Raw genomic sequence first — 12,618 nt, 5'->3', positions numbered from 1 at the left:
TCACGGGCTTGGTGGCGCAGGCGTCCGCGGTGGTCCAGGCCTCGGTGAGGCGGCGGGCCCAGTCGTAGGTGAAGCACTGGTCGTCGACGGTGGTGCCGTCGTTCTGGGCGTCTCGGATCCGGGTGATGTTGCCGGCCGGGTCGTAGGTGTAGGTGAGGCGCGACAGCAGGGAAGGACCGGTTGCCTCTCGGTCGACGTCCACGGTCATGAGGCGGCGTGTGGAGGTCTCGTAGGTGAGGGTCTGGATGACCCGCTTGCTGGCGTTGCCGAGTTGCGCCTGTTCGAGTTCGCCGAAGGGGCTGTAGGCGGCGCCGCGCAGGTAGGCCTGGGCGATGGTCCCCGCCGTGTTGGTGCCGCTGACGATGGCGAGCTGGTCCTGGGCGCCGTACTGGCTGGTGACCGTCTCCTCGGGCAGAGCGGTGGTGGCGTTGGTGGTGGTGGTGCTGTAAACCGCCGTGCTGGGGAGGCCGTTGCCCGGTGTGGCGGTCGTGGCGACGGTGTAGGTGCCGGCGAGTTCTTCTTCGCCGGTGACTGTGGGAACCGTGACGGTGTTGCCCGTTGAGCGCCCTGCGGTGTCGTAGCCGGTCACCGCCGTGGTGTAGGCGGCGGCGGGGGTGACGGAGTTGTCGTAGCGGACCGAAGTGGCCGGCAGGCCCTTGCCGCCAGGGGCGGTGTCGTAGGTCCACTCGGCGAGCTTGGCGCCGGTGACGGAACGGCACCACCTTCCTCTACAAGCAGTTCCAGCCCACGCCCGGAGAGGAAGCCGGCGACATCTGGGCCACCACGCCCGCAGACACCCGCACCGTCACCTACGCCGACGACGCAGGCACGACGAAGACAACCACCTGCCCCACGGGCTGTCTGCTCATGTACCCGGGATGGACGGCGGGGAGCGCCAACCGCCTGCCCAGACTTGTCAGCAGCGGCGCCTGGGCCAGCACCGTGATCAACATCTACTGAGCCCCGCCCCGCGCACCCGTGGTCCCTACCCGCCTTCCCCGGCGCGCAGGGACCGCGGGTGTGCTGACGTCTGGCTGGCCGCGACTCGATGCACGGACCGCTTCCAGGACGGGTTACCGGTCAGGTGGTGGTGGGCCAAGAGCGCAGCAGGGCGGCGACCTTGGCAGCTGTGCAGGCCGGGTCGAGGAGAAGGTCCTTGAGGGCGATGGCGTCGTCGCGGGTGGGTTTGACGGTGATTCCCGCGGCTTCCAGGTACATGACGCCGGTGGCGGCGGCGACGGCGAGGTTGGAGCGTTCCAGCCAGCGGCAGCGGCCCAGGGTGTGGACCAGGGCTGCCGCTTTGGCGTAGGGGCCGTCGTAGACGGGCTGCTCGAAGAGTTCGCCGCGGTGGCGTGCGACGGCGGCGAGCGGCACGCCGTAGTCGTCAGGGGCGGGATCGTCGGCTCCTGCGGCCTCGGCGACCTGGAGGATCCAGGGAACGTCGATATGGAGTTCCATCAGGCGGCGCGATTCTTCCCGGGGGCGGTGCGCTGGGCGTCCTCGGCGTCGTCGAAGACGTGCTGGTGCTCGGCGAGGAAGCGGGAGGCCGCGTCCACGGCGCGGGCGCGCAGTCCGCTGGTGTCGTCCTCGATGAGGCGGGCGAGATAGTCCCCCACGCTCAGCCCGAGGTCGGCCGCGCGCTTCTTGGCGAGGTCAGCGACATCCTGGTCGACTCGTGCACCCAGCTGTGTCTTACCCATACCCCGGATGGTAACAGCTGTTACCAAACGCTCGGAGGTGCGCGGCCAGGGGTGGCGAAAACCCGTGGGTGGCGGGGGCCGTCGGGGTGCGAGGCGGGGGTGGGTGTCGTTAGAGGCGGGTTCACCTGCCGGGCTCCGCCTGGGCGGCTTCGTGCCGCAGCCGGCTGTACTCGTCCAGGAGGCGGGCGGACTCCACCGGGTCTTCGGACGTAGCGGCGCGGGCTTCGAGGTCACGCAGGTGCTCTGCCAGAGCGGGGTCGCGGGCGATGGCGTACTCGGTCCACCACAGGCGCATGAACGCGGGCACCGGAGTCAGGTTGACGGCCTCACCGATCGCGCGGCGCCAGTGCGCTGCGAAATCGGGCAGCAGGTGCGGGGCATGCTCCTGGATGGCCAGGCGCAGGGCCTGGGGGGTGCGCTCGGGCATGGGCGGCACGCGGCGGGGTCGCTCCCCGCCGGGGCCGTCGAAATACAGGGGTTGCCCGGTCATGAGATGGCTCCTGAGTCGTGGCGCAGGGCGTCCAGCCGGGTGCGGCCGGGGGCCGAGCGTGGGCATCTGCTGGAGGAGAGGGCCGAGTTGGGGGTGGGGCGTGAGCGATCGCCCAGCAGGGTAGCTGACTGCCGGGCACGCGCCGGTGCGACCCAATTGCGCCCTATCGTCCCGGGATGCCAGCGCCGAGTCTGCGTCACATGGGGGACATGGAGGACATCGGCCGGATATGCCAGAGCTGCCAGGCGGGCGGGCCCACCGTGCGGGAACGCGGACGGGTCAGGCGCATCGCCGAGCTCTGCGAGACCTGTTGGAACGTCCACGCCAACCAGCGGGCCCTTGAGGAGGGCGCCACCGCTCCTCCCCGGGCCGAGCCCGGTCCCGACGACGTCGCCCCGTACGAGCCGCCGACCTGCCCCGACTGCGGTGCCCAGGTCGGGCAGTACCCCACCACCTACGACCGGTGGGTCCACCTGGCCCTCGGCGACCTCCCGGCCCGGGACGTGCCCCCGCGCTATCGGTGGCGGCTGGAGACCGTCCCGGGACGGCACACCCGCATTCCGGTCGACATCGTGGCCGTACGCGTGTGCGGCATCGAACCGCTCCCCGGCGACCTTGTGCGCCCGGCGCACCGGGCGGTGTGCCTGAGTCCGGACGCCGCGTGGGAGGCCGAGCGGGAACGGCGGGCCGCCCGCGCCGCCGGCCCGGGGTGAGCGCGCCCCAGCAGCCCGTCAGGCGGGGCGGCCCGTGGCGTTCAGCAGCAGCTTGCCCGTGCTCGTACGCGTACCCATCAGCCGGTGCGCCTCGGCCGCCTCCGTCAGGGGGAACTCGGCGGTGACCGGGAGGGTGACGGTCCCCTCGGCCACCGTCGCGAACGCCCGCTCCGCCAGGGCCCGCAGGGCGGCGGGGGCGGTGGTGGCGAGGGTGAGGATGGAGAAGCCGCTCACCGAGATACCCGTGGGGTAGAGCTCGGGCTGGCCCACGGTCCACGGGTCGGCCGAGCTCGCGTTACCGAAGGAGACCAGGCGGCCGAAGACCGCGAGCGAGGCCAGGGCGCCGCGGAAGGTCTCGCCGCCGACCGGGTCCAGGGCCAGGTCGACCCCGCGCCCGCCGGTCGCCTCGGCGACCGCCTTCTCGAAGTCGCCGACGAAGACGTCGTCGTAGCCGTACGCGCGGGCGTAGTCGGCCTTCGCCGCGGACGACGCCACGCCGTACACCCGGCCCGCGCCCGCCGCCTTCGCCAACTGGCCCACCACCGTGCCGATTCCGCCCGCCGCGCCCTGCACGAGGACGCTCTCGCCGGGCTGGAGCCGGCCCACCGCGTGGACGAGGGCGTACGCCGTCGGCAGGACCGTGGGCAAGGTGGCGGCCGTACGCAGGTCGAGTCCGGCCGGGAGCGGGAAGACGGTCGTGGCGTCGGCGAGGGCGACCTCGGCGTATCCGCCGCCGTCGGTCAGGGCGGTCACCTCCTGGCCGACGGTCAGGCCCCGGGTGCCCGCGCCGAGCGCGCGCACCCGCCCGGAGACCTCCAGACCGGGGCGGAAGGGAAGCGCCGCGACGCGGTAGCCCTCCGTGCGCGCCTTCAGGTCCGCGAAGTTCACCCCGGCGTAGGCCACATCGATGCTGACCTGACCCGGGCCCGGGTCGGGTACGGCGGTCTCGACCACCTGAAGGACGTCGGGACCGCCGTACTGGCCAAACTCGATCGCGCGCATGCCACACTCCCCGCTCGACTGTTCAATCAAAAGCGAACACCCGCGAGTGTATGGTTTCCATCGAACACTCGGCAAGCGACGGCAGAGGCCGGCGCCCCCGGCAGGCAGGTACGTTCACGGAAAGGAGCCGGCCATGACCCCGCGCGGCACCGGTCACCGGGCAGCCCCCGAGCACACCCACCCCGACGACGTCCCGGTCCTCACCGCGCTCGCCGCCCTCGCCGACCCCGTACGCCTCACCCTCGTACGGGAACTGGCCGGATCGCCCGAGTGGACGCGGGCCTGCGGCAGCTTCGACGTACCCGTCGGCAAGCCCGCCCTCAGCCACCACTTCTCCGTCCTGCGCGCAGCGGGCCTGGTCGAGCAGCGCGACGAGGGGGCCAGGCGGGTCAACCGGCTGCGCCGGGATGAGTTCGACGCCCGCTTCCCCGGGCTGCTGGAACTGGTGCTGCGCGCCGATCCCCTCGGCTAGAGGGCCCAAGGGGAACACGACGTAAGCCGCCTTCTCTGTCACTCAATCACTCAGTTGCCGCTGCGCCGGGGCCTGCTCGGCGATCCCTGTTCGGCGGCGGGGGTGCGGTGGCGGCGGTGGTAGGAGAGGGTGACGGCGGCCAGGAGCGGGCCCCAGAGGAACAGCGGCTGGTAGAGGATGCCGACGACGAGGCTTCCGGTCTGTGTCATGTCATCGTGAGGCACGGTCCACCACCAGGGGACCAGGGCCCAGAGCAGGGTCAGCGCCGCCGCGCCCAGGGCGGCGGGGACCACGGCTGCCATGGGGCGGACTCTGCGCCCTCCGATCAGCGGTATCCAGCGGGGCACGACCTCCCCCCATGGCCGTACCAGACCGATCGTGAGGAAGGCTGCGAACTCGCAGACCACGCTGAGCGTCACCATCCACACCTTCGCGCCGACCGTCTGGAAGCTCTCGAAGCCGGCGTCGGTGTATCCGGCCGGGTATCCGAGCACCAGGGCAATGCGCCACAGTCCACTCGGCAGCACCACCCATGTCGTCAGATGCGCAGCCCATACAGCCCAACGGGGTGGTGCGGCGGGGCAGATGACGGTCGTGTCGTCGGCGTGAGTGCTCATATGGCACATCGTCACGCGCCGCCGAACAGGCTTCATCAGCCTGGGCGACCGACTCGGACGGCCCTGGGGAACGAGGGCACGGCGCGGGTCTCCCCCGCGTGGCGGAGACCCCATCCCCCTCCGAGGCCTCGGCGGCGGCCGGAGTTGCACCCCACACAACGGGGATTTCCTGATCCCCAGCCGGCCCGCGAATCCGGCTCCGGGGGCGGAAAAGGGCTGGTCGGGTAGCGGGCGGGGGGTTAGGTTCGCGGGGCTGTCTGTCCCGAACTGCCCCTGCCCTGCGAAGGCTTCCCCTGTGACGTTGATCCGTGCCGCCCGCCCCGACGAACTCCCCGCGCTGCTGGAGTATCCCGGCGACACCGAGCGCAACGCGACGACCCGCGCGTACCTCGGCCAGCTGCTCGACACCACGTGCACCCGGCCCTCGTGGTGCCTGGTCGCCGAGGACAGCGGGGATGGCGGGGGGGGGCGGCTGGTGGGCAGTGTGGTGCTGTGGACGCTGCCCGGGCATGAAGTCCCGTACGCCTTCGTGCTGTTCGAGGCGACGGCGCCGGGTACGGGGGCCGCGCTGCTGGAGGCGGCCGTGGCGAAGGCGCGCGAGCTCGGGGCGGACGAGCTGGAGCACGTCGTCGACACCCCCGCGCAGGCGCCGCAGTTCCAGCGGGAGCCGGAGCGCCGGGGCGAGTTGCTGCGGGCCGCCGGGTTCCGGGTCGTCCGCGACGGGCGCAGGTTCAGCCTGCGCGTTCCCGGGAGCCTTGGTGAACTGCCGGCGGACGACGCCCGGCTGACCTTCCGCAGCCTCGCCGAGCTGGGGCCCGGGCCGTTCGTCGGTCTGCTGGAGGAGCTGCTCGCCGTCACCTCCGACGCCCGCCTGGCCGCCGACGTCGAACGGTATGGGGCGCGGCGCGCCGCCGAGCAGCTCTTCGCGGAGACGGCCGAGCTGCGGCACGAGCCGCAGTGGTGGGAGATCGGCTACGACCCGGACGGCACCGCGGCGGTGATCAGCCTGCCCGCGCAGAACCCGAGCGTGCCGGTGATCGGCTTCGTCGGTGTCGCCCCGGCCCATCGCGGCAAGGGCTACGCCACCTCGGCCGTCATCCGCGGCACGCGGATCCTCTCGGCGCACGGCGCCACGGAGATCCGCGGCGACTGCGACGCGGCCAATGCGGCCATGGCGAAGGCGTTCACCAGGGCCGGGTACGAGAACTTCGCGGACAGGCTGGAGTACAGCCGCTCTCTGTGACCGTTCCCGAGGGGCCCGGGCCGGTCACGCCTTCGGGCGGGTGGTGCCGGGCAGGCAGCGCACGGTGGGGTTGTAGACCTCGAACATGCCGTGGGGGTTGTGCTTCCACAGCCACACGTGCAGGGCGTAGTGGACGGGCTGGCCCTTGAAGCGGCCGGGGAAGGGGCCCTTGAACGGCCGGCCGAAGAGGCTGGGGCGGTCGTCGTCGGTCGTGGTGTTGCCGTCCCGGTCGGCGACGACCCACTCCAGCGCGGTCAGGCGGCGGCTGCCGTGCCGGCCGTCCTCGTAGATGAGCGCGGCGGGCCGCCGCGGGTCGAGGGAGTTGTCGTAGGCGTGGTTGAAGTGGGGGTAGCCGAGGGCGCCGGGGCCGGCTGGGTTGGGGACGCAGTACCGGTCGGGTACGTATCCGGCGGCGGCAGCGGCCCGCGGATCGAGGTAGCGGCTGCTGGCGACGAGGGCGGTGGCCAGGGCGGCGGCGTCGGTGATCGCGGAGCCCCCGAACACGGGGCCGGGAGCCAGGGCGGAGGCTGGAGCCGGGGCTGGGGCGGGGGCTGGGGCTGGGGCTGGGGCTGGGGCTGGGGCTGGGGCTGGGGCGGCGGACAGGCCGCCCAGGAGAACGGCGGCGAGGGCGGAGGCGGCAAGCTGCATGCGAGCAGCATCACCTCGGCCCGCCGGAGCAGGCCTGCAGACCGGGCCGGGCGGGAACCGATGTTCCACCACAAGGGCCAGTCGGGGCGGTTGTCACGGGCCGGGGAGGGTGGGCCGGGCCGGTCGGATGGAGGCTGCGGTGGTGCGTACGGACTCGAACCGGGGGAAGGTCCGTTCGATCGCGACGGTGTGCTCGTTGGCTGCGAAGGCTGACATCGCGTCCGCGACGGACTCGCTGTCGTAGCCGTGGTCGGCGGCGGCGCGGGCCGTGGATTCCACTCCCCTGGTGGTCACCAGACCCGCGACGACCACGGTGTCCACTCCCCTGGCCCGCCTGGTGCCCGTCCAGGCCGGTGCGGTGGAACGCGCCCACCGTCCCCTTGACGATCTCGATGCCGCCGGGCCGCTCCACCCGGAGGGCCACCACCGGCAGGCCCTTGGCCCGGAAGCCGTGGGCGAGCTGGCGGCAGCGTTCGGCGACCGGTCCCGTGGGGCGCTCTCGCCTGCCGTGCTCCCGGGGCGACGGCGCCGACGCGGAGCCGAACGGGGCGGGGCGGTTGCGGGGCGGGGTCAGCCTTGGCGGGACTGGAGGGCCTGGAGGCCCTTCTTGAGGTCGTCTGCGTTCATGACGGGTACGACTTCGACCTCCGCGTTGAGATCATTGAAGAACTTCTCCGCCACGAGAGGCAGCTGCGAGCTGTCCGGCATGTCGAAGACGAAGATGCACGAGCGCCTGCCCATGCTGGGGTAGAAGTAGGCCGCCTCCGGCTTGAGCTGCTCCATCACCGAGTTCATCAGCTCCGGCATCGTGCCGTTGCGGATCGCTTCGTTCCCGGCCTCGGTGTCGACATGGGCGTGCAGCAGGACCCTCATGGCGTTCGCTCCTTCGGCGCAACCAGGGCCGGCGCGGTCCACTCCGCGCGCACGCTGAAGCCCGGTGGCGTCTCGCTCAGCGTCACCGAGGGTGACGGGGGCGGCAACATCTCGTCGACCGTCCGTGCACAGGGGCGCCCCAGGCCGGTGCGGCCCGGGGGCACCGGGGACCGCCCGGCCGGATCCGTCCGCTGCACCCGGCTACGGCGACGGCTGTCCCGAAGAGCGCGGCGGGCCGCCAGGGCTCGCCGCACCCCGGCTCCCGCCGCGCACGAGGTTCAGTGCTCGCAGAGGGAGAATTCTCGTTCGTAGAGCTGCTCGTTGTGTTCGTCGACGAAGAACTTGCGTTCCCGCATGAGCTCTTCGCGGTAGTTCTTGGCCTGTTCAAGCGTCATGGTCGAGGTGTCGGACCAGGGCTGCTGCGGCGGCACATCGGACGTCGACACGATCTTTTCCGACGGGTCGACCAGGAAGAACGCCAGAATTTTGCGATATCCCGGGCGGGTGGGATCCGTGAGGCCGAATGGGCCGACGCGGTGCTGCAGGATGTTCGGGAACGCCAGGCAGCGGCCCGCCGGGGTCGATGCCGATCCCAGCATCTGGTTCAGGGCGTCTTCGTCCTCCAGGCCGTAGACGTCCCGCACACCGTTGTCGTCGTTCTGCTCGTAGTACGGGTCGTCGAGCGCAGCCCGGAAACTCAGCCGGCTTTCGGTGATGTTCTCGCTGTCGAAGTAGTAGATGCCGGTCGAGACGATCCGCTCGTTCAGCATCCCCTCGACATGCCAGGAACCGCCGGGGTACTCGGGCTTGTCCGGGGTGAGGTGAATGGTGGCGAGCTTGACGATGACCTGCAGACTGCGGCCGCGCAGGTCGACTCGGGCGGATTCGTCGGGCACCTCGGGCGCGGTGAAGTCCGGGGCGTCCGGGAGGACCGGGCGGCGGTTGTCCCACCAGTCGTCCTGGGCCACTTCATAGGCACGGAGGGCTTGCTGGTAGGCCTCGTCATCACTGTAGGAGGATTCGTCCGGGTGCTCCGGCTCCGAGTCGTACCACCCGAAAGGATCGGCCTCGATCCGCAGGGGCCGTGGATGGCGCAGATCGGTGAGCACGTTCTCCAGCAGCGGGCGGAAGCGTGCGAACAGCTCCGGCAGGACGGCGGCCAGTTCGTGATGAGTCTCGGGGTGGACGTTGTTGACGGACGAACGGAAGTCGACGACGCCGTCGTCACTGACGTCGAGGTCCGTGGGCAGCCACTGGAACTTCTCCGAGAACTCGTACTTCGAGTAGCGGTCCGTCGGGTTCTGCCAAGCCCGCTCGGGCGCGCCGCTGACCTCTCTCACCAGGCAGAACAGGGAGGGATGCACCAGATCCAGCACCTGGCCGTCGGATCCGGGATGCCAGTCCTTTTCTGCTTCGGGAACCTCTTCCAGAACCCGGACAGCCTCGCGCAGGCGGGAGCTGAGCTTGTCGTCGATCAGGGTGTCCGACTGCCACACGCCGTCGACGGCGGACACCTCGATGCCGGTTGATTCATCCCGCAGCGCGGCGTAATGCAGGAGTTCGGCAAGCACGTAACGCACCTGCGCTTCGGTCAGGCCCTGGGCGACCGCTTCTTGCGTCCACCTGGCGACGATGTCGGCATCGTGCATCTTGTCGAACCATCCCGGCTTTGACCGGATGTGTGCGCTGCACTGAATCATCTCAAGTTCCCGCAGCGTTCGGGGCGTCGCGAACGCTATGGAACGGGAAGCTTGAAAGGGCAGCGGGAAAGCGGACAGGCCGGTCAATTCTCTTGATCCTCACAGTCGGTGCGCGGTGGCGGGAAGGATACTTCAGCCGACTGACACCACTGCCGCGGCGCCAGGCGCGGCGGTTTGGGCAAGTTGGTCAAGTGCGGTGCGCCGTAGGGGGGTTGCGGGCAGGGGGGCCGGGACGCGGTTAGCGTTTTGGGGCTGCGTATGTGCGTGCCGTTGCCGGGTGCGTGGGTGCGCGTCGTGCCGCATGTGGGGGAACCGCCGGGAGGGGTGCCGATGGGCTACGAGAGGCTGCCGCAGTACGAGGTGTCCGACGCCGACATCGCCCAGGTCAACACGCTGGTGACCGAGCTGGAGAAGGCCGGCTGCGATCCGGGGCTCGGGCTCTTCCATGACGGGGCGTGGGAGCTTTTGGAGGGGCTTCCGGCCGGGCTGCGGTGTTTCCTGGAGGACTTCAGGCGTGAGGAGAGCGCCGGGGCGTGTGTGGTGCGGGCCTTTCCGGTGGACGATGTGGCCGTCGGGCCGACGCCGGGGAGCTGGAGTGTGGCCGCCGCCTCGACCAGTACGCGCCGTGAGGAGCTGCTGCTCGGGCTGCTCGCCCGCTGCCTTGGGGAGGTGTTCGGCTGGTCGGGGCGCCAGGGCGGCCGGTTGGTGCAGGACGTGCTGCCCGGCGGGGCGCACGGCGGCGCGGTTCAGCGGGAGGAGTGGCACACCGAGGACGCCTCCCACCCCTACCGCTGCGACTATCTGGCGCTGCTGGGGATCCGCAACCCGGCCGCGGTGCCCATCATGCTCGCCTCCCTGCGGGATGTGCGGCTGCCCGCGCCGCTTCGGCGGGTGCTGTTCGAGCCCCGGTTCCAGATCGCCTCCGACGCCGAGCCGGTCGCGGTCCTCTCCGGCGCCCAGGATGATCCGTACCTGCGAATCGATCCGGGTGTGATGAGCGGCGTGCCCGGGGACCGGGCGGCCCGGCACGCGCTGGGGGCGCTCATGGCCGAGCTGGAGTGCAACCGCAGGGACGTCGTCGTGGATGCGGGCACCCTGCTCGTGGTCGACAACTATCTGGCCGTGCACGGGCGACTGGCGTACCGGGCCGGGCCCGGCGGCAGCGGGCGGTGGCTGAAGAAGGCCCATGTCACGCGGGATCTGCGCAAGTCGCGTGCGGTGCGGGCCTCGGCGGCCGGGCGGGTGCTGTTCAGCGGGTGAACGCGCCGGCCCGGGCCGCGGCCAGCGCGGTGCGGGCGGCCCGCAGCGCGTCCTGCCGGGTCGGTACGGCGCCGGTGACCACCCGGTGCGTGAGCGGCGCGCACACCGCGCGGACGGTCTCGGCCGCGTCCGTGCCCGTCGGCAGCTCGCCGGCCGCCACCGCCTGGGCCACCAGCGGCGCCCAGGTGGCGTCGCACGCCCGGTAGAAGCGGGCCAGCGCACCGGCCGCGGGCGCATCGAAGGTGGCGGCCGCGATCGCCGCGCGCAGCAGCGCCGCCTGCCCCGCCTGGGTCAGGGCTTCTTGGACGTGCAGGGCGCACGCGGCGAGGTCTCCGGCGAGGTGGCCGGTGGTGGGGCGCGGCGGGAGCGGGTGGGCGGTGGCCTCTTGGAGGAGGTCGGTGACCAGCGCTGCCGCACTCCCCCACCGGCGGTGCACCGTGCTGCGGCCCACACCGGCGCGGGCGGCGACCTGGGCGAGATCCAGGCCGGTGAATCCTTTCTCCGTCAGGATCTCCGCGGCCGCCGCCAGCACCCGGGCGCGGGTGCGTGCGGTGCGGCCCCCGGGGCGGACCGTGCCCGCCCGTACGTCCCGCTGTGGCAGCAGGCCGGTGCCCGGCCCTTGCGGCCGTACCGCACACAGGGGCCGGTTGTCGCCGGGTATGTGTGCGCCCTCCATGCGGGTCTGTCCTCCAACTCCGCCCGGCGGGCGGGGGCTTCAGCGGGACTCGGGGTGCGACCAGGAGGTCTGGTCGGTCAGGGTGTCCAGGGTCAGGGGCACGGGCAGGGAGCTGGCGAGCAGGCGCAGGGCGGCCTCGGAGGGGGTGTCCTGTTCGGCGCTGTAGGTGAGCATTCGCTGGCCGGAGTCGTCGGCGAGCTGCATGCTTTCGAAGGCCAGCTCCATCGCGCCGACCAGGGGGTGTCGCAGCTGTTTGGTGCCGTAGGTGCAGCTGCTGACCGGGTGGCGGGACCACAGGGAGGCGAACTCGGGGCTTTTCATGGCCAGTTCGCCGATGAGTTCGGCCAGGTGCCGGTCGTCGGGGTGGCGGCCGGCGGTCAGGCGCAGGGCGGAGACGGACGTACGGGCCTCTTCCTCCCAGTCCGAGTGGAGGCGGCGGGTGGGCTCGTCGAGGAAGAGCATCCGGGTGAGGTTGGGGCGGTGTTCGACCGTGTCGGGGCCGTGCGGGTCCAGGTGGGGGCCGAGCAGGGCGTGACCGAGGGGGTTCCAGGCCAGGACGTCGTTGCGGCGGTCCACGACCACGGCGGGGACCTCGTCCATGGCGGCCAGGAGCTGGCGCAGCGCCGGGCGGGCGTGGGCGGGGCGCGGCGGGCTGGGGCGGCGCTTGGGGCGGGAGGGGCGGGCGAGGTCGCGCAGGTGGGCGCATTCGTCCTCGCTCAGGCGCAGGGCGCGGGCGATCGCGTCGAGGACGGCGTCCGAGGCGTTGGTGTTCTGGCCCTGTTCGAGGCGGGTGTAGTGGGTGACGCTGACGCCGGCGAGGAGGGCGAGCTCCTCGCGGCGCAGGCCGGGTACGCGCCTGCGGCTGCCGTGGGGGGTGAGGCCGACATCTTCCGGCTGCAGCCTGGCGCGGCGACTGCGCAGGAAGTCCCCCAGCTCGGATGGTGTGTCCATGGGCCCAAGTGTCCCTGATCACGCGGGTGATCGGGGAGCGGGAAGGTAGTCATGTCGTGACCAGTCTTACGGGAACCATCCTGGGGTTGGGTAGCCAGAACAGAGGGCTGGGTAGTCAGCGGCGCCGGGTGCACGCTCTTGTTCCGTAACCCCCAAGCGGATCGGAAGGGAGCGCTGACCATGTCGGCGGTTGATGAGGTGTCTGTTGCTGGTGGTGTGCGGGGGGTGGAGCCCGGGCCGCCGACGGTGATGACGGGCCGGCTGCGTCTGGTC

15 protein-coding genes are annotated in these 12,618 nt (G+C 71.8%); 4 read left to right on the top strand and 11 right to left on the bottom strand.

The genetic code is table 11. The annotated features are described in order from the left end of the window. Nucleotides 1-1,080: 1,080 nt before the first annotated feature. The 3 genes from ACZ7LT_RS34040 to ACZ7LT_RS34030 form a co-directional block, all read right to left on the bottom strand. Nucleotides 1,081-1,458: a fic family toxin-antitoxin system, toxin component gene (locus ACZ7LT_RS34040; RefSeq protein ID WP_471239967.1), complete on the bottom strand. Its 378-nt coding sequence runs from the start codon at nucleotides 1,456-1,458 to the stop codon at nucleotides 1,081-1,083. Then, the gene (locus ACZ7LT_RS34035) at nucleotides 1,458-1,700 is read right to left on the bottom strand and encodes a hypothetical protein (RefSeq protein ID WP_471239966.1); all 243 of its coding nucleotides are present in this window, start codon (nucleotides 1,698-1,700) and stop codon (nucleotides 1,458-1,460) included. The genes ACZ7LT_RS34040 and ACZ7LT_RS34035 overlap by 1 nt, the downstream gene beginning before the upstream one ends. Before the next feature lie 121 nt (nucleotides 1,701-1,821). After that, complete coding sequence (locus tag ACZ7LT_RS34030) at nucleotides 1,822-2,190, bottom strand: DUF6247 family protein (RefSeq protein ID WP_471239965.1); 369 nt, start codon at nucleotides 2,188-2,190, stop codon at nucleotides 1,822-1,824. A gap of 176 nt (nucleotides 2,191-2,366) precedes the next feature. On the opposite strand from ACZ7LT_RS34030, the gene ACZ7LT_RS34025 reads away from it, so the two are divergent. Beyond that, nucleotides 2,367-2,903: a DUF6083 domain-containing protein gene (locus tag ACZ7LT_RS34025; RefSeq protein ID WP_471239964.1), complete on the top strand. Its 537-nt coding sequence runs from the start codon at nucleotides 2,367-2,369 to the stop codon at nucleotides 2,901-2,903. A gap of 18 nt (nucleotides 2,904-2,921) precedes the next feature. Here the strand turns inward: ACZ7LT_RS34025 and ACZ7LT_RS34020 are convergent, their stop codons facing one another. Continuing rightward, nucleotides 2,922-3,905, bottom strand: a complete 984-nt coding sequence (locus ACZ7LT_RS34020; RefSeq protein WP_471239963.1) for a quinone oxidoreductase family protein — start codon at nucleotides 3,903-3,905, stop codon at nucleotides 2,922-2,924. A gap of 133 nt (nucleotides 3,906-4,038) precedes the next feature. On the opposite strand from ACZ7LT_RS34020, the gene ACZ7LT_RS34015 reads away from it, so the two are divergent. Next, nucleotides 4,039-4,377: an ArsR/SmtB family transcription factor gene (locus ACZ7LT_RS34015; protein ID WP_471239962.1), complete on the top strand. Its 339-nt coding sequence runs from the start codon at nucleotides 4,039-4,041 to the stop codon at nucleotides 4,375-4,377. 50 nt (nucleotides 4,378-4,427) lie between these two features. On the opposite strand, the gene ACZ7LT_RS34010 is transcribed toward ACZ7LT_RS34015, so the two are convergent. Beyond that, nucleotides 4,428-4,994 carry a hypothetical protein gene (locus ACZ7LT_RS34010; protein ID WP_471239961.1) on the bottom strand — a complete coding sequence of 189 codons (567 nt, stop codon included), beginning with the start codon at nucleotides 4,992-4,994 and terminating at the stop codon, nucleotides 4,428-4,430. Between the two features lie 295 nt (nucleotides 4,995-5,289). Here ACZ7LT_RS34010 and ACZ7LT_RS34005 point away from each other — a divergent pair, with 295 nt between their 5' ends. Continuing rightward, nucleotides 5,290-6,237: a GNAT family N-acetyltransferase gene (locus ACZ7LT_RS34005; RefSeq protein WP_471239960.1), complete on the top strand. Its 948-nt coding sequence runs from the start codon at nucleotides 5,290-5,292 to the stop codon at nucleotides 6,235-6,237. A 24-nt stretch (nucleotides 6,238-6,261) separates the two neighbouring features. On the opposite strand, the gene ACZ7LT_RS34000 is transcribed toward ACZ7LT_RS34005, so the two are convergent. The 4 genes from ACZ7LT_RS34000 to ACZ7LT_RS33985 form a co-directional block, all read right to left on the bottom strand. Then, the gene (locus ACZ7LT_RS34000; RefSeq protein WP_471239959.1) at nucleotides 6,262-6,741 is read right to left on the bottom strand and encodes a hypothetical protein; all 480 of its coding nucleotides are present in this window, start codon (nucleotides 6,739-6,741) and stop codon (nucleotides 6,262-6,264) included. A gap of 237 nt (nucleotides 6,742-6,978) precedes the next feature. Then, a complete protein-coding gene (locus tag ACZ7LT_RS33995; RefSeq protein WP_471239958.1) occupies nucleotides 6,979-7,206 on the bottom strand; it encodes an isochorismatase family protein in 228 nt (75 codons plus the stop codon). Nucleotides 7,207-7,455: 249 nt separating this feature from the next. Next, a complete protein-coding gene (locus ACZ7LT_RS33990) occupies nucleotides 7,456-7,758 on the bottom strand; it encodes a DUF3303 family protein (RefSeq protein ID WP_471239957.1) in 303 nt (100 codons plus the stop codon). 278 nt (nucleotides 7,759-8,036) lie between these two features. Then, entirely contained in the window at nucleotides 8,037-9,545 is a 1,509-nt protein-coding gene (locus ACZ7LT_RS33985) for a DUF4246 domain-containing protein (RefSeq protein ID WP_471239956.1), read from the bottom strand. 243 nt (nucleotides 9,546-9,788) lie between these two features. Here ACZ7LT_RS33985 and ACZ7LT_RS33980 point away from each other — a divergent pair, with 243 nt between their 5' ends. Beyond that, nucleotides 9,789-10,718, top strand: coding sequence for a hypothetical protein (locus ACZ7LT_RS33980; protein ID WP_471239955.1), 930 nt, complete (start codon nucleotides 9,789-9,791; stop codon nucleotides 10,716-10,718). Here the strand turns inward: ACZ7LT_RS33980 and ACZ7LT_RS33975 are convergent. Further along, nucleotides 10,708-11,394 (bottom strand): TetR/AcrR family transcriptional regulator, encoded by a 687-nt coding sequence (locus tag ACZ7LT_RS33975; protein ID WP_471239954.1) that lies wholly within the window; start codon nucleotides 11,392-11,394, stop codon nucleotides 10,708-10,710. The genes ACZ7LT_RS33980 and ACZ7LT_RS33975 overlap by 11 nt on opposite strands. A gap of 39 nt (nucleotides 11,395-11,433) precedes the next feature. Further along, nucleotides 11,434-12,345 carry a helix-turn-helix domain-containing protein gene (locus ACZ7LT_RS33970; RefSeq protein WP_471239953.1) on the bottom strand — a complete coding sequence of 304 codons (912 nt, stop codon included), beginning with the start codon at nucleotides 12,343-12,345 and terminating at the stop codon, nucleotides 11,434-11,436. Nucleotides 12,346-12,618: the final 273 nt, after the last annotated feature.

The sequence above is a fragment of the Streptomyces sp. NPDC039465 genome (assembly GCF_055639315.1).
The sequence above is the reverse complement of the archived record's forward strand: the minus strand, read 5'-3'. Positions and strand labels throughout refer to the sequence as shown.